This window comes from Stenotrophomonas sp. PS02298, from assembly GCF_029959445.1.
In the GTDB taxonomy this organism is placed as follows: Bacteria; Pseudomonadota; Gammaproteobacteria; order Xanthomonadales; family Xanthomonadaceae; genus Stenotrophomonas.
Map to the genome: position 1 here is coordinate 1 of NZ_JASCOR010000111.1, position 15564 is coordinate 15564.

Annotated in this window: 14 protein-coding genes; 4 read left to right on the plus strand and 10 right to left on the minus strand. The window is 64.6% G+C overall.

The genetic code is table 11. The features are described from left to right. Positions 1-161 precede the first annotated feature (161 nt). On the minus strand, positions 162-872 hold the full coding sequence (locus QMX78_RS15115; protein WP_282270985.1) for a pirin family protein: 711 nt from the start codon (positions 870-872) through the stop codon (positions 162-164). A gap of 137 nt (positions 873-1009) precedes the next feature. On the opposite strand from QMX78_RS15115, the gene QMX78_RS15120 reads away from it, so the two are divergent. Further along, a complete protein-coding gene (locus tag QMX78_RS15120) occupies positions 1010-1924 on the plus strand; it encodes a LysR family transcriptional regulator (RefSeq protein ID WP_282270987.1) in 915 nt (304 codons plus the stop codon). A gap of 6 nt (positions 1925-1930) precedes the next feature. Here the strand turns inward: QMX78_RS15120 and QMX78_RS15125 are convergent, their stop codons facing one another. The 9 genes from QMX78_RS15125 to QMX78_RS15165 all read right to left on the minus strand — a co-directional run bounded on the left by QMX78_RS15125 (position 1931) and on the right by QMX78_RS15165 (position 11923). Continuing rightward, complete coding sequence (locus QMX78_RS15125) at positions 1931-3112, minus strand: GDSL-type esterase/lipase family protein (protein WP_282270989.1); 1182 nt, start codon at positions 3110-3112, stop codon at positions 1931-1933. 279 nt (positions 3113-3391) lie between these two features. Next, on the minus strand, positions 3392-4030 hold the full coding sequence (locus QMX78_RS15130) for an RpiB/LacA/LacB family sugar-phosphate isomerase (RefSeq protein WP_282270991.1): 639 nt from the start codon (positions 4028-4030) through the stop codon (positions 3392-3394). A gap of 445 nt (positions 4031-4475) precedes the next feature. Further along, positions 4476-5231, minus strand: a complete 756-nt coding sequence (gene kduD, locus QMX78_RS15135; RefSeq protein ID WP_282270993.1) for a 2-dehydro-3-deoxy-D-gluconate 5-dehydrogenase KduD — start codon at positions 5229-5231, stop codon at positions 4476-4478. Between the two features lie 218 nt (positions 5232-5449). Then, complete coding sequence (locus QMX78_RS15140) at positions 5450-6535, minus strand: LacI family DNA-binding transcriptional regulator (protein ID WP_282270996.1); 1086 nt, start codon at positions 6533-6535, stop codon at positions 5450-5452. A 15-nt stretch (positions 6536-6550) separates the two neighbouring features. Next, positions 6551-8134, minus strand: a complete 1584-nt coding sequence (locus tag QMX78_RS15145; protein ID WP_282270998.1) for a family 43 glycosylhydrolase — start codon at positions 8132-8134, stop codon at positions 6551-6553. 82 nt (positions 8135-8216) lie between these two features. Then, entirely contained in the window at positions 8217-9500 is a 1284-nt protein-coding gene (locus QMX78_RS15150; protein WP_282271000.1) for a TRAP transporter large permease, read from the minus strand. Between the two features lie 3 nt (positions 9501-9503). Further along, positions 9504-10040, minus strand: a complete 537-nt coding sequence (locus QMX78_RS15155) for a TRAP transporter small permease (RefSeq protein WP_282271002.1) — start codon at positions 10038-10040, stop codon at positions 9504-9506. A gap of 13 nt (positions 10041-10053) precedes the next feature. After that, the gene (locus QMX78_RS15160) at positions 10054-11058 is read right to left on the minus strand and encodes a TRAP transporter substrate-binding protein (RefSeq protein ID WP_282271003.1); all 1005 of its coding nucleotides are present in this window, start codon (positions 11056-11058) and stop codon (positions 10054-10056) included. Positions 11059-11095: 37 nt separating this feature from the next. Beyond that, the gene (locus QMX78_RS15165) at positions 11096-11923 is read right to left on the minus strand and encodes a 2-keto-4-pentenoate hydratase (protein ID WP_282271004.1); all 828 of its coding nucleotides are present in this window, start codon (positions 11921-11923) and stop codon (positions 11096-11098) included. A gap of 209 nt (positions 11924-12132) precedes the next feature. Between QMX78_RS15165 and QMX78_RS15170 the strand changes: the two genes are divergently transcribed. The 3 genes from QMX78_RS15170 to QMX78_RS15180 all read left to right on the plus strand — a co-directional run bounded on the left by QMX78_RS15170 (position 12133) and on the right by QMX78_RS15180 (position 15450). Continuing rightward, complete coding sequence (locus QMX78_RS15170; protein WP_282271005.1) at positions 12133-13047, plus strand: alpha/beta hydrolase; 915 nt, start codon at positions 12133-12135, stop codon at positions 13045-13047. A 151-nt stretch (positions 13048-13198) separates the two neighbouring features. Continuing rightward, on the plus strand, positions 13199-14803 hold the full coding sequence (locus QMX78_RS15175; RefSeq protein WP_282271007.1) for a carboxylesterase/lipase family protein: 1605 nt from the start codon (positions 13199-13201) through the stop codon (positions 14801-14803). Positions 14804-14859: 56 nt separating this feature from the next. Then, complete coding sequence (locus QMX78_RS15180) at positions 14860-15450, plus strand: cysteine dioxygenase family protein (protein ID WP_282271009.1); 591 nt, start codon at positions 14860-14862, stop codon at positions 15448-15450. The last annotated feature ends 114 nt before the right edge of the window (positions 15451-15564 follow it).

Below are 15564 nucleotides of genomic sequence, written 5' to 3' on the forward strand. Positions count from 1 at the left end.
ATGGCACTGCCGCTCACGACTTCAAAATTGTCAGCTGCGCGGATTACGCCGCTCCCACAAACCCTGAGCGAATCGCGAAGCTGGTGCACCACCAGCTTCGCAACCCAGGCAACGCAGCTCCGCTTGGGCAAACGGAAACCCGACTCTGACCCCGGTTTTGCTTACTGCAATGCTGGGGTATCCACCAACACCAGCTCGGAGTCTTCCAAAGCGGTTATGCGGATACTGGTCTCGCCAGTGATGGCTGCACCATCGCGGGCTTCCAGCAGCACGCCGCTGACCTCGACCTTGCCGGTGTTCGGCACCAGGTAGCCGTAACGGTTGGCGTCGGTGAAGTGGTACTCGGTGCTCTCGCCGGCCTTCAACGTCGCGCCCAGCACGCGGGCGTTGGCGCGGATCGGCAGTGCATCGTCGTCACCTTCCATGCCGCTGGCCAGGGTGATGAAGCGGCCCGAGCGCTCGCCCTTGGGGAAGGGCTTGCTGCCCCAGGACGGCTTGCCACCGCGCTGGTCGGGGAAGATCCAGATCTGGAAGATCTTGGTGACACCTGCTTCCAGGTTGTATTCGGCATGGCGGATGCCGGTGCCGGCACTCATCACCTGCACGTCGCCGGCTTCGGTACGGCCCTGGTTGCCCTGGTCGTCCTTGTGGCTGATGGCACCTTCGCGGACGTAGGTGATGATTTCCATTTCGGCATGCGGGTGCGGCGGGAAGCCGGTGCCGGGCTGGATGGTGTCGTCATTCCAGACCCGCATCGTGCCCCAGTTCATGCGCTTGCTGTCCTGGTACTCGGCAAACGAAAAGTGGTGCTTGGCATCGAGCCAGCCGTGATTGGCTCCACCGAGGCTGGCAAATGGGCGACGTTCAATCATGGCGTTCTCCTGAAGGCGGTGGGGTTTCGATGTGGGAAAGTCTAGGCCTGCACCTCGATGCCGAGAATAGAAAGTATGGAAAAGCATTCTTTCCATTTGTGACATGATCATCCCACCCTGCCCTTCGAGCCGCCGCCATGAACCGCCTGCCTGACTTGGAAGCCTGGGCCATCTTCGCCAAGGTTGCCGAAGCCGGCTCCTTCGCCCGCGCCGCCGAAGAGCTGCAGCTGTCGCAGGCCACCGTCTCCAAGGCCATCACCCGGCTGGAGACGCGTATCGGCACCAGCCTGTTCCATCGCACCTCGCGACGCATATCACTGACTGCAGCCGGTGAAGCGGCGCTGCAGCGCGCGGCGCGCATCCTCGACGAGGGCGAGGCGGTGGAGGCGGAAGTAGCCGATCGTTCGGCAGCATTGCGAGGGTTGATCCGGCTGGCCGCGCCGATGTCGTTCGGTGTATCGCGGCTGGCACCCCTGCTGCCAGCGTTCATGCAGGCACATCCGGACGTGGAACTGGATATCCAGCTCAGCGACCAGATGGTGGACCTGGTGGCCGAACGCTTCGACATGGCGTTGCGTATCTCCACGCTGGCCGACTCCAGTCTGCGCGCACGCCAGCTATGCCAGGTCCGCATCCTGCTGGTCGGGTCGCCTGCCTACTTCGAGGCACACGGGCGCCCCACCCACCCGCGCGATCTGGCCCAGCACCGCGGTTTCCAATACAGCTATACCCGCAGCGGCAACACCTGGCGCTTCCGCCACCCGCGGCACGGCGAGTTCGCACAGACCGTGCCGCGCCAGCTGCAGGCCAACAATGCCGAGATATTCGATGCCGCCCTGCAGGCAGGACTCGGGCTCGCCTTGCAGCCGGAGTTCCTAGTCTGGGAACAACTACGTGATGGCCAGCTGCAGACCGTGATGGACGACTGGAAGGTCGAACCGTTGGCACTGAGCATCATCACCCCACCCGGCCTGCACCGGCCCGCACGCGTGCAGGCCTTGATCGACTATCTTGCGCAGCGCCTAGAGAAAGAACCGTGGGCGCTGCGCTGAGTCCCCTCAACGCGGAGCCGTAGCCGGGTACGCCAGCATCACCACCAGGTCCTCCTCACCGACCTGCTGCAGTGCGTGGCTGCTGCCGCTGCGGGTAAGCAAGGCGTGGCCGGGGCCGACGTCGTATTGCTTGCCGTCCAACACGTAGAGGCCACGCCCGCTAACGATGTAGTAAATCTCGTCCTTGTGCTGCGGGTGCAGGCCGATGCCGGCGCCCTTATGCAGCACGCGCTTGCGCATCACGAACGGCAGATCGTTTACGTCGGCGAAGAACGAGTAAGCGGTGGTTGGACCGGTACCACCGTGCGGGCCCGGTTGCTGGCGCCCGATGTCCTGTTCGCGGATGACCTGCGAGCCGTGGGTATTGCCTGCCTCCGGCTTTGGCGTGGCAACAACAGGTGCGGCAGCGCTTGGCGTGGAAGCCACCACGCCCTGCCCCGCAGTGATCGCACCACAGTCGATATCGCGCTTGAGCGTGGGCTTCAGCTGCGGCGCGATATCCACCCAGCCGCGCATCACCAGACAGGCCACTGCGGTTGCACCAGCCACACTGAAGTGGGTGCCATCGGCTTTGTTCTGCTCGGGCACGAACATGAAATAGGGCTTGGCGCCCTGCTCGCCCAGCGCGCGGATCCACGCCATCGAGCTGGCATTGAGATCGATCAGCTGCACGTCCTGCTCTTTGGCGACCTGCTTCATTGCCAGCGTGTAGCGACCATGCGTATCCAGCAGCGCGCCAAAGTCGTAGAGCAGGCGTGCGACCGGCGTGATCAGGATTGGTGTTGCGCCTTTCGCACGTGCAGCGGCGATGTAGCGCGAGAGGAACTGCGGATAGTCGCTGTCTGGATCGGTGTAGCGCGTGGCGTCTTCCAGCTTGGCGTCGTTGTGGCCGAACTGGATCAGCAATACGTCGCCGGGTTGCAGCTCTTTCTCGATTGCATCCAGCCGCCCTTCGTTGATGAAGCTACGGGTACTGCGGCCGCCAACGGCGTGGTTGCGCACCTGCCATTGGCTGTCGTCGAGCCAGCTCTGCAGCACCTGGCCCCAACCGGCTTGTGGTGCGCGCTCGGGGCCGTAGCTGGCAGCGGTTGAGTCTGCTGCTATGAAGACGCGGTGGGGAGGTTCGTTGGCATGGGCGCTGGCAAAGAAAGCGCTTAGGAGGATCAGGAAAAAAGCTGAGGTCTTCATACTTTGCTGTTCGCCTTGAAGCCCTTTTCCCCTTGTGGAGAGGGGCTGGGGAGAGGAAACGCGATCGAAGATCGCAGGCTTGATGGGTTCCAGCATCAAGAAGCACGCGTGCGATGCACGCCTCCCCTCTTCCGCCCTTCGGGCACCTTCTCCCACAAGGGGAGAAGGGCTGGTATCCAACATTGCGAATGAGTCGCTGGGTGCATCGCTATCCACAAACAACAAGGGCGCCCGCAGGCGCCCTTGTCTGCCCGCAAGGGCGCTACTGCATGCGTGGGCTTACTTGCCCAGCACGCTCTTCACGTAGGCGACGATGTTCTCGTCCTGCGCGTTGTCGAAGAACGCCTTCTGGAAGCGCTCGCCGCCGACGGCCTGCTTGACCAGTTCCTGGTCGATGGACTTCAGGCCCTCGACGAAGTCCTTGGAGGCGCCCTGCTTTACCTGCGCCAGGATGCCGGCATTGGCCATCTGCGATTCCTTGCGCTCAGCCGGGTAACCCTGGCCGCGCTCACCGGCAAATGCCTTCTCGAAGATGTAGCGGATGTTGATTTCCGCGCCCCAGCCAAAGCCCTTGGCGAACGGCAGTGCCAGCGCGTTGCCGCTGTTGACCTGGGCGAACAGGAAGGCATCGGTCGGCTCGATGCAGTAGCCGCAGAACACGCCCGGCCAAGCATTGAGCGACATCATCGCGCCCTGGCCGGTACCGCAGCCGGCGACCACGAAATCCACAGCCTTGGCGTTGAGCAGCAGCGCGGCGCAGATGCCGAGGTGGATGTAGGTCAGGCGGTGATCGTTGTCACCGTCCATGCCAACGTTGAACACGTCGTGGCCCTGTGCGGCGGCGACGGTGTTGAGCTGCTCCAGCACCACCGGGTTCTTGGCGGCCTGGCTGAACTCCTGCATCAATGCGATTTTCATTGCGTGACTCTCGATTAGGGGGAAACGTTGTTGTTGATGAGGTGGAAGCAAAAGCAAAAGCTCCCCTCATCCGCCCCTTCGGGGCACCTTCTCCCGCATGCGGGAGAAGGGAAATCTGTGCTGCTCGCGACTGCAGCTTGGCTGCCTGCGCTCGCTATCGCTGTCGCGCCTGACTTTTCAGCTGTTGCTTCTGCCTCTGCCTCTGCCTCTGCTTCTGCCTCTGCTTCTGCCTCTGCTTCTGCCTCTGCTTCTGCTTTGGCTTCTGCTTTGGCCTCTGCCGTTGCTCCGGCTCTTGCCTTGGCTGGTGCTCCGGCTGCCGCTTTGCTTTCAGCTGTTGCTTTCCCCTCTCCCGCACGCGGGAGAGGGGTAGGGGTGAGGGCGCTTCTGGCTCTTCAGCTTTACGCTGCTTACCAGCCTTTCAACTACGCCCCACCACCTTCAATCCTCAGCGCGCCAACCAACCACCATCCACCGGAATGATCGCGCCGTTGACGTAATCCGACGCGCTCGAAGCCAGGAACACTGCCGTGCCACCCAGGTCTTCCGGCTTGCCCCAGCGGCCGGCCGGGATGCGGTCCAGGATCGCCTTGTTGCGGTCTTCGTCAGCACGCAGCTGTGCGGTGTTGTCGGTGGCCATGTAGCCCGGGGCGATGGCGTTGATGGTCACGCCCTTGCCTGCCCACTCATTGGCCAGCAGGCGGGTGATGCCGGCGATGCCGCTCTTGGAAGCGGTATACGACGGCACCCGCACGCCGCCCTGGAAGGACAGCATCGAGGCGATGTTGATGATCTTGCCGCTGCCCTGGGCGATGAAATGCTTGCCAGCGGCCTGGCTCATGAAGAACGCGGACTTGATGTTGACGTTCATCACGTCGTCCCAATCCTTCTCGCTGAAATCCACGGCATCAGCGCGACGGATCAGGCCGGCGTTGTTGACCAGGATATCCAGACGGCCCAGGCCGGCAACGGTCTCGGCAACCACGCGCTCGACCGGCTCGATGCTGATCAGGTTGGCTTCGATGTTGAGGAAGCGGCGGCCCAGCGCGCGCACCTTCTCGGCGGTCTCGTCGGCCGGGACAATGCCGGCGCCGGCAATGTCGGCACCGGCGGCGGCCAGCGCCAGCGCGATGCCCTGGCCCAGACCGGTATTGGCACCGGTTACCAGGGCGACCTTGCCTTCGAGACTGAATGGATTCGTCATGCTGTTCCTCTCCCAGAGCGGTAGTTCGATGGTGCTGCCGGCGGCGGGTGCCGGAGCGGGGCGATGGCACCGGAGCGGGTCCGGTGAGCGCATCTGTCCAGTGGCCCGCAACTGCAATCCGCGGGCCTGCAAGGCGATTCTAGCCAATTATGGAAACCGGTGTCATTTTGCACTGCAAGATAAGCAGTTTCCTTTGAAAAACAAAAACTTGGGTTCGATCAGTCCTGCGGCGGCTGGCAGGAATCGCGCACGATCAGATGTGGGCGAACGCTGGCCAGGGGCATCGCGGTCTTGCCCTCGGGCTGGATCAGCATGGCCGCCGCTGTTCTCCCGGTGTCACGGGTGTTGCGGCGTACCGAGGTCAACGATGGCCACAGGCGTGAGGCCAGCGGGCTGTCGTCGTAACCGACGATCGACAATTCGCGTGGAATGCTGATGCCGGCACGCATGGCGACCTTGTAGACGCCGGCGGCCATTTCATCGTTACCGGTGAAGATGGCGGTCGGCCGTTGCTTGCCCAGCAGCAGCTTCTCGGCCGCGGCCACACCGGATTCGAAGGTGTAACCGGCCTCGATGATGCGCGCCGGCGGCAGCTCGATGCCACGCCGCTCCAGGGCTTCAAGAAAGCCAGCGGTGCGTTCATGCGCGGAGCGGTAGGCGGTGGGGCCGGTGATCAGGGCGATGTCGCGGTGGCCCAGCGACAGCAGGTAATCGGCCGCTTCGGCGGCGCCGTCACGGTCGTGGGTGATCACCATCTGCGAGGTTTCATCCAGCGGCAGCGAGGCGATGCGGGTGAAGCGGCAGCCGATCTCGTCCAGCATGTCGGCCAGCGCCTGGTCTTCGGACGCGCGCGGCACCAGGATCACGCCGTGCAGCTTCTGCTGCTGCACGAAGCGCTTCACGCCCTCGATGTAGCCGGGGCTGCGGGTGTCGCAGGGGTGCACCACCAGCTCGAAACTGGAGCCGCGCAGCGCATCCAATGCACCGTTCTGCATGTCCACCACGTACTGCGCGGTGGGGTTGTCGTAGACCATGCCGATCAGGAACGAGCGCCGGAACGCCAGCCCGCGGGCCAGCGGGTCGGGCGTATAGCCGACCTCGCGCATCAATGCTTCCACCTTGTCGCGGGTGTCTTTGCGCACCAGCGGCGAGTTGTTGATGATCCGCGAGACCGTCTTCTTGGAAACACCCGACAGCCGCGCGATGTCGTTGATGGTGGCGGGCCGCCCCAGTGACTGGGGCGTGGCGGCGGCGTCGGCTTTCTTGCGCAAGGCGATGTCCTTGAAACCGTTCAATACATTCATTCTATCGGGCCGCGCTCAATCCAGTGCGCGGTAGCGGAACTGGCGGAAATGGACCTTGCCGTTGCCGGCGGCATAGATAGCCGGCTTCAGTGCAAGGAATTTCCCCGCCACATTGTGATGGTAGCCGGAGACTTCCATCTGAACAGGATACTTCTGCCACGAGGTTCCATCCTTCGAGGTATGTACCGTAAGGATGTGGCGGTTGTTGGTGACCCGCAGCCACAGCTTGCCGCCGGTGGCACTGGGCTGGGGCCGGGTGGGGCGCTCCTCGCCATAGCGGTGCAGGATGAACTGCTCGCCATTGCTGCCCACGCCGGCATACAGGCGGTCGCTGTAATACAGCAGGGCGCCACCAAAGGCACCCGGCTCGATGTCCATCTCCACTTCGAACTGATAGGCGACGTCACCGGCAATGGCGGTCAGCGGTGAGCTGTCACGCGGGGTGCTGCCCTTGCCTTGCAGGGTCATGCCGTCCTTGTCGAAGGACAGGCGCTGGTACTCCTCGCGGGTCGGGTTGAAGAACGACCACTGCGGGCCGAGCTTGCCGCCCTTGAACTCATCGGACAGCGCCATGCCATGCGGCAACGCTTCACCGGACGGTTTGGCCAGCGGCGCGCCCAGATCGCCGCCCTTGGCGACGAACCAACCGTCGTCGGTCCACTCGATTGGTTCCAGCAGCATCTGCCGGCCCAGCGTCCAGTAACCGTTCTCGTAGCCGTGGTACATCATCCAGCCGCGGCCATCGGTGCCTTCGATCAGGGTGGCATGGCCACGCGACCACCACGGCTCGGCGCGATCGACGGTGCGGGTGATGGGGTTGTTGGGTGCGTTTTCCCACGGCCCATGGATCGAGCGCGAGCGTGCGGTGATGACCATGTGCCCGGTCGGCGGACCGGCGGTGCCGCCGACCGCGGTGGTCATGTAATACCAGCCATTGCGCTGGCTGATCTTCGGGCCTTCCTGGGCATAGGACTCCACGTCCCAGCTTTCCGGGTAACGCCAGCCGTCATAGACATGCTTGGGCTTGCCGACCACGCTCAGGCCGTCGTCGCTGATCTGCACGTAATCGCCACCGGACAGGAACAGGTAGCGCTTGCCGTCCTCGCCCACGGCGTGGCCGGGATCGATATAGCCGGACAGGCCGATGTCGATCGGCTCGCTCCACGGGCCCTTGATGTCGTCGGCCCAGACCACGAAGTTGCTGCGCGAATCACCGGTGCGCGCCGGGAAGTAGATGAAGTAGCGGCCCTCGTGCTTGATGATGTCCGGCGCCCAGATCGCGCCGACGTTGGTGGTGATGGCATGGCCCAGCGGCTGCCAGTTGACCAGGTCGCGCGAATGCCAGATCGGCAGGCCGGGATAGGCGTCGAAGGAGGACAGGGTGAGGTAGTAATCATCACCGTCCTTGAGCACCGATGGATCCGGGTGATCGCCGGCCAGCACCGGGTTGAGGAAGCTGCCATTGCCCAGATCGGCCATGCGCTGGTGTTCGATGCCACGCTTGGGACTGGTCGGTGCATCGGCAGCCCAGGCCGGTGCGGCGGCCAGCAGGCATGCGGTGGCCAGCGCGGCCAGGGTACGGGTCACGTTCATCGTCATCTCCAGATTGTTGGCGCGGCGAGCGCGCCAGCGACAAATCACGGCTGCGGACAGGCACGAACCTGTCCGCAGCGTGCATGCATCAGCTACGCAGCAAGGCCGGCAGCCACAGCGACAGTTCGGGGAAGAAGGTCACAATCAACAGCACCACCAACCCGGCCATCCAGAACGGCCAGATGGTCTTCATGCTTTCGCCGACGCTGATCTTGCCGATGGCGGTACCGATGAACAGCACCGAGCCCACCGGCGGCGTGACCAGGCCGAGGCCACCGGTCAGCACCAGCACCAGGCCGAAGTGGATCGGATCAATGCCATAGGCCTTGGCCACCGGCAGGAAGATCGGCGTGCAGATCAGGATCATCGGCGCCAGGTCCATGAAGGTGCCCAGCAACAGCAGCATCACCACGATCATCAACAACACCATGTACTTGCTGTGGGCGAAGGACTGCAGGAACTCCACCGCCGCCGCAGGCACCTGCAGATAGGCCAGCAGCCAACCGAACACCGCAGCGGTGGCGATCACGAACAGGATCACGCCGGTGCTGCGCGCCGCATGGATGACGGTTTCGAAGAACTCCTTGATGCGCAGCTGGCGGTACAGCACGGTGGTCACCAGCAAGGCGTACACCACGGCGATTGCCGCCGATTCCACCGCGGTGAAGATACCGGCGCGGATGCCGAAGAAGATCAGGCCGACCAGGCCGAGGCCGGGCAGGGCGGCAACCAGTCGCAACAGCACCGCACGCCAACCCGGGAACGCTTCCACGCCATAGCCTCGGCGCCGTGCAACCACGTAGCCGGTGACCATCAGCACCACCGTCATCAACAGCGCCGGCACGATGCCTGCGGCGAACAGATCGGCGATGGACAGGCCACCACCGGCCGCGGCCGAGAACAGGATCAGGTTATGCGACGGCGGCACCAGCAGCGCCACCAGTGCGGCGGTGATGCTGACGTTGACCGCGAAGTCACGGTCATAACCACGCTTGACCATCTGCGGGATCATCGTGCCGCCAACCGCCGACACGTCGGCGATGGCCGAGCCGGATACGCCGCCGAAGAACAGCGAGGACAGGATCGAGACCTGGCCGAGGCCACCACGCATGCGCCCAACCAGCGATGAGGCCAGGGAAATAAGACGCTCGGAAATACCCCCGCGCATCATGATTTCACCGGCGAAGATGAAAAGCGGAATGGCGATCAGCGACGCCGAGCCGGTACCGGCCGAGATCTGCTGCACCAGCACGATGCTGGGGATGTCCAGGTACAACAAGGTCGCCAGCGCGGCAGCGGCAAGCGCATAGGCCACCGGTACGCCGATCAACAACAGCACGCCGAATACGGCGAAAAGAATTGCGATACCCATGATTCAGCGGTCCCCTTCGGCAGCGTTGGCAGCGGTGCCGGCGCCAACGCGCAGCGACAACAGCAGGCGATTGAGTGCGAACAGCGCCATCAGCGCACCACCGATGCTCAGCGGCAGGTAGTTCACGCTCTGCGGCAGGTTGGCGCCGGCGGCCTTGATGTGCAGGCCGTCCAGCCACAACACCCAGCCCCACCAGGCCAGGAAACCACCGATGGTGCCGACGATCAGTGGCACCAGCGCATCGATCAGGCGCTTGACCAGCGGGTGCATGTGCTCGGCCAGCAGGAAGAAGCCGAAATGGCGGTTGGTATACACGCCGGCCGCCGCGCCCATGCTCATCGTGGTGCTCAGCAGCAACAGCGTGACCGGCTCGGTCCAGCTCGGCGAATCATTGATGACGTAACGGGCGAAGACCTGCCAGCCCTGCACCACCACCAGCCCGAGCAGGGCGGCGACGGCGATGTAGATGACCACGTTGGCGAGTTTCTCCAGCACGCGCTGGAGTCCTGCCGGGGCCGCTTGTACGTTGGAATCAGACATCGGTACGGCCCCCTCAGGCGAAGTCGCGGATGCGACGGTGCAGCGCGGCGATATCGGCCTGCTGCAGGTAGTCACGCAGCAGCGGTTCGGCAGCGGCGCGGAACGCCGGCATGTCGACCGCATTCGACTTCACACCGGCAGCCAGTACCGCCTCGCGGGCCTTGTCTTCGGATGCGTCCCAAGCGGTGCGCATCACCTGCACCGATTGCCGCGCCAGGTCGATCACCAGGCGGCGATCTGATGGCGTCAATGCATCCAGGCTGCGACGCGACATCAGCAGGATGTCCGGCGCGTACGAGTGTTGGCTTTCCGACCAGTAATGCGCGGCCTCGAAATGGCGGCTGGAATGGAAGCTGCGCATGTTGTTCTCGGCGCCGTCGATCATGTGCGTCTCCATGCCGGAGAAGGTGTCGCCCAGCGACATCGGCGTGGGATTGGCACCGAACAGACGCATCAGCTGCAGGAAGATGTCCGAGCTGGCCACGCGCAGCTTCAAGCCGTGCAGGTCCTTGGGGGTGACGATCGGGTGCTTGGTGTTGTAGAAGCTGCGCGCACCGGAGTCGTAGACCGCCAGACCGACCAGTTCGCGGCTCTCAAAGCCCTGCAGCACCGCATCGGCGATACCGCCATCGAGCGCGCGGCGCATATGGTCGACCGAGTCGAAGACATACGGCAGGCACAGCGCGCGGGTCAGCGGGAACGCATTGTTGAGTGCGCCGGAATAGACGCGGGTGATGTCGATGGCACCGAAGCGGGCCATGTCGATCGCCTCGGACTCACGGCCGAGCTGGCCGGAATGGAACTGGTTCAAGCCCAGGCGGCCGCCGGTTTCGCGCAGCAGCTGTTCGCCGATCCACTTCACCGCGGTGACGGTCGGATAGTCCGCCACGTGCACATCGGTGGCGGTCAGCAGCTGACTGCCACCGGCCGCACCCTTGCTGCCACCAGAGCAGGCGGCGAGTACCGGCATGGCCAATGCCCCCATGCCGGTTTTGAGAAAGCCTCTTCGAGTAACCATAGCGCCCTCCAACGCGTTGCTACCGTGGTGGCCGGGATTACCCGGCTGGCACGGCCTTGCAGGAAATGTCGCCGTAACCGGCGAAGCGAATCAATGCCTGTTGGCCCACGGCGATGTCGTGGATGCCGGTGGCATTGCCGGTAGCGATCAGCTCGCCCTTCTTCAACGGCCGGCCACGCTTGGCCGAACGCGACAGTGCGAACGCGTACGCCGCACGCAGGCCACCGGGCAGGGTGGTAGCGCCACCGGTGCCGACCACGACGCCGTCGATCTCGGTCTGCGCACGCAGCTCGGGCTCGTCGCACTGGGTCCAGTTCGGCACTTCAGCGCCGAGCACCAGGCCGTTGTTGTTGCCGAAATCGGAGACCACCACGCGCGGGCCCAGCACATTGATGGTCTTCAACGGGCTGCTGGCCACTTCCACGCCGATATAGAGCTTGGCCGGCAGCGCTTCGGCTTCTTCCGGGGTCCAGTCGAGCTTGTCGGCCGGGGCATCGGCGAGCAGTTCCAGCACGTACTCGGCTTCCACCGCGGCAAAGCCGCCTGCGGCTTCAAATACGGGAATTTCCACAATGCTACCGGTAGCATTCCAGAGATTACGTTTGAAAATCGGGCCGAGCAGGCGATCGTCGCCGGAGCTGTCGCGGCGCTCGGCGGCGATGTAGCCGACCTTCCAGCCAACCACGCTGTCATCCCAGCGGCCGATCGCCAGATCCTGCACCTGATAGGCGGTGACCAGATCGTCCGGGATGGTCCCGGGGAAATCCGGAAGCGAACGGCCATCGCGGCGTGCTTCCACAAAGGTGCGGGCAATCTCGTCCAGCGCGGCTGGCGCCTGCGGCTGGCTGCCTTGGTCGTTGCTCAAGTGCGTCTCCTGGTGACTTTGCTGCACTGCCCATCGACAGTGCTGTGACTGGCTGTATAAGGTAAACCGGTGTCATCTGACAATGTGCACTGCACCAGAAGCTGTACCACGCCCTCGGCCCAGACCTGACCGCTACGCCCATGATTCGACTGAAACCCTTGTTGCAGCTAGCTTTCGCCGCTTTTTTCGGACTGCTTCCGGCAATTGTATTGGCCGCCACCGATGGTGAACCCGCAGCGGGGTCGGCCGACCGTATCGCGCTATGGCCGCAGGGTATGGCACCGGGGGACAAGCCGCTGGCACAAGCGCAGCGCATCGTCGAACGCAGCAGCGATCCCGCCTTGCCTGACCGCTATATCGACCACGTCAGCGCGCCGTATCTGGTGGCCTATCGCCCGGCCAAACCCAATGGCAGCAGCTTGCTGGTGATCCCCGGCGGCGGCTACCAACGCGTTGTGCTGGACAAGGAGGGCACCGCGCTGGTGCCTGCCCTGGTGGAGCAGGGCGGAGTGACCCTGTTCGTGTTGCGCTACCGGCTGCCCGGCGAAGATCGTGCCGATCGCGAAGCGGCACTCGCCGATGCGCAGCGTGCATTGCGGCTGATCCGCCACCGCGCCAAGGACTGGGGCCTGGACCCGCAGCGTATCGGCACGATGGGTTTCTCGGCCGGCGGCCATCTGGCCGCGCGGTTGGGCAACGGCTTTGACCGCAACGTCTATCCGCACAGCGACGCAATCGACGCGGAAAGCGCACGCCCCGACTTCCAGCTGCTGATGTACCCGGTCATCACGATGCGTGGCGACGACGTGCATGCAGGCTCACGCGACCGCCTGCTCGGCAGCGCGCCCAGCGACGAACTGCAGCAGCACTACTCGATGCAGCTGCAGGTCCGCGCCGATACACCGCCAAGCTTCCTGCTGCATGCTGCCGATGACGACGTGGTGCCGGTAGGCAACAGCCTGCTTTTCTACAACAGCCTGCGCAGTGCAAACGTCAGCAGCGAAATGCACCTGTTCCCACACGGCGGCCACGGCTTCGGTACACGCGGCACGGTAGGCCTCACGACAGCGGCATGGCCACAACTGGCCTTGAGCTGGATGGCATCGCAACAGCCTCGCCGCTAAAGCCCCACTCCCTCCAGGGTGAGTGCGGTCGCCTGCGAACCACCGATTCGCGACCTCACGAATGCCCTCGCGCCAGCGCGAGGGCCGGGGCGCGAAGCGGGGGTTGAGCCCACGGCAAAGCGCGCCCAATCCCGCTACCCAGGAAAACACCATGCCCCAACACCCAAACAACCCCGCCCGCCGCAGCTTCCTCCAGCAAACCACCCTGCTGGCCGCAGCGACCAGCCTTGCCACCCTCAGCAACACCAGCTGGGCCAACACCCCAGCAAGCCCCATCGCCCGCATCCGCAGCGGCCGCCTGGCCGGCCAGACCGAGAACGGCACGCACGTATTCCGCGGCATCCCCTACGGTGCCGACACCGCGCCTCGCCGCTTCCAGTCCGCCCTGCAGGAACAACCCTGGCGCGGCATACGCGATGCGCTCGACTACGCAGCCGCGGCCCCGCAAACCGGCAGCGAAGGCCCGGGCAGCGAGGACTGCCTCTACCTCAACGTGTGGACGCCAGCACTGCGCGACGGCGGCAAGCGGCCGATCCTGTTCTACATCCACGGCGGCGCCTACAACAACGGCTCCGGCAGCGACCCGCTATACGACGGCGGCAACCTGAGCCGGCGCGGTGACGTGGTGGTGGTGACGGTCAACCACCGCCTCAATCTGTTCGGCTATCTGTACCTGGCCCAGCTCGGCGATGAGACCTTCGCCGACTCCGGCAATGTCGGGCAGCTTGATCTGATCCAGGCACTGCAGTGGGTGCGTCAGCACGCCGCCGAGTTTGGCGGCGATGCCGACAACGTCACCGTGTTCGGCCAGTCCGGCGGCGGCGCCAAGATCGCCACGCTGATGGCGATGCCGGCGGCCAAGGGCCTGTTCCACCGCGCCTGGACGATGAGCGGCCAGCAGGCCACCGCCGCCGGCCCCCGCGCTGCCACACAACGCGCGCAGCTGGTGCTCGAACACCTCAAGGCCGATCCGGAGGCATTGCGGCGCATGCCGATGCAGCAGCTGCTGGAGGCGGTGAAAGTGCGCGATCCCTCGCGCGTGGAGAACAGCAGCCTCTACGTCGGCCCGGTGCTGGACGCACGCAACCTGCCGGCGCATCCGTTCTGGCCGCAGGCACCGCAGCAGTCGGCGTCGGTCCCGATGGTGATCGGCAACACCCACGACGAAACCCGTGCCTTCCTCGGCAACGATCCGAAGAATTTCGAACTGAGCTGGGAGGAGCTGCCGGCCAAGCTCGAAGCCCAGCAATACGTGGACTTGCTGCCTTCGGTGGTGATCGCCGAATACCGCCGCCTGTATCCGCAGTACACACCGTCGGAAGTATTCTTCGCCGCCACCACCGCTGGCCGCTCCTGGCGCGGTGCGGTGGAAGAACTGGAAGCGCGTGCGCGCCAGGGCGCACCGACCTGGGCGTACCAGCTGGACGGTTACGACCGCGATGGCGACGCCGCCAGGCTGCGCGCCTTCCATACGCTGGACATCCCGCTGGTGTTCCACAACAACCGCCAGCCCGGCTCGCGCACCGGCAATGGTGCGGCGATGCAGCAGCTCGCCGACACGATGAGTGATGCCTTGCTGGCCTTCGCACGGCACGGCGATCCGAACCACGCCGGACTGCCGCACTGGCAGCAATACGGCCTGGAACGCCGACAAACCATGCTGTTCGACACACAAAGCCGGCAGATGGACGACCCGCGCGGCGGCGAACGCCAGCTTTATCAGCAGGCGCCCTTCATCCAGCGCGGCACCTTCTGAGCTGGTTGGCAGATAGTTTCAACGGAATCTTTACCTGCCTTGCCTAGACTGCGGTGATGACATTGCAATCGCCGCATCTCGAATTCGCTGGTCGCCAGCGCCTGCTGGACGGTATCGACGCCGCCTTGCAGGCCAGCGATACCCACAGCACGGTCGCCCAGGTGCAGGCTGTGCTGGAACGCGCCATCCGCGATCCGCAGATCGTGCTGCCGGCCTGCGTGCACGCACCGGTGCACGATCACTACGCGCGCCGCGAGATCTACCGCAGCCCGGAACACGGCTACAGCATCATCGCCATGACCTGGGGCCCGGGACAGGGCACGCCACTGCATGACCACGACGGTCTATGGTGCGTGGAAGGCGTGTGGCAGGGCACGCTGGAGATCACCCCGTACCGGATGCTGGAGCGCGATGGTGAGCGCTACCAGTTCGCGCCACGGGAGTGCCTGCACGGCTGCAAGGGCAGCGCCGGCAACCTGATTCCGCCGGATGAATTCCATACGCTGCGCAACAGCGACGCCGAGCGGATTGCGATCTCGGTGCACGTCTACCAGCGCGTGATGGAGCGCAGCCACGTTTTCCAGCCGATCGGTGATGCGCCACGCTGGTATGCGCGTGAGTGCAGGGAGCTGGGCCTGGATGCCTGAGCTGGCCGCTTTTGCAGGAGCGGCGTAAGCCGCGAAGCCGGCAATGCAAGCAACACCTGTAGTGTCGAGCCATGCTCGGCATAGGGCATTACCGGTAAGGCCTCTGCCGAGCAT

Excerpts from the sequence above, each read along its gene's own strand:
- QMX78_RS15115 (WP_282270985.1), bottom strand. The coding sequence starts at position 872 with ATGATTGAACGTCGCCCATTTGCCAGCCTCGGTGGAGCCAATCACGGC.
- QMX78_RS15120 (WP_282270987.1), top strand. The coding sequence starts at position 1,010 with ATGAACCGCCTGCCTGACTTGGAAGCCTGGGCCATCTTCGCCAAGGTT.
- QMX78_RS15125 (WP_282270989.1), bottom strand. The coding sequence starts at position 3,112 with ATGAAGACCTCAGCTTTTTTCCTGATCCTCCTAAGCGCTTTCTTTGCC.
- QMX78_RS15130 (WP_282270991.1), bottom strand. The coding sequence starts at position 4,030 with ATGAAAATCGCATTGATGCAGGAGTTCAGCCAGGCCGCCAAGAACCCG.
- kduD (WP_282270993.1), bottom strand. The coding sequence starts at position 5,231 with ATGACGAATCCATTCAGTCTCGAAGGCAAGGTCGCCCTGGTAACCGGT.
- QMX78_RS15140 (WP_282270996.1), bottom strand. The coding sequence starts at position 6,535 with ATGAATGTATTGAACGGTTTCAAGGACATCGCCTTGCGCAAGAAAGCC.
- QMX78_RS15145 (WP_282270998.1), bottom strand. The coding sequence starts at position 8,134 with ATGACGATGAACGTGACCCGTACCCTGGCCGCGCTGGCCACCGCATGC.
- QMX78_RS15150 (WP_282271000.1), bottom strand. The coding sequence starts at position 9,500 with ATGGGTATCGCAATTCTTTTCGCCGTATTCGGCGTGCTGTTGTTGATC.
- QMX78_RS15155 (WP_282271002.1), bottom strand. The coding sequence starts at position 10,040 with ATGTCTGATTCCAACGTACAAGCGGCCCCGGCAGGACTCCAGCGCGTG.
- QMX78_RS15160 (WP_282271003.1), bottom strand. The coding sequence starts at position 11,058 with ATGGTTACTCGAAGAGGCTTTCTCAAAACCGGCATGGGGGCATTGGCC.
- QMX78_RS15175 (WP_282271007.1), top strand. The coding sequence starts at position 13,199 with ATGCCCCAACACCCAAACAACCCCGCCCGCCGCAGCTTCCTCCAGCAA.
- QMX78_RS15180 (WP_282271009.1), top strand. The coding sequence starts at position 14,860 with ATGACATTGCAATCGCCGCATCTCGAATTCGCTGGTCGCCAGCGCCTG.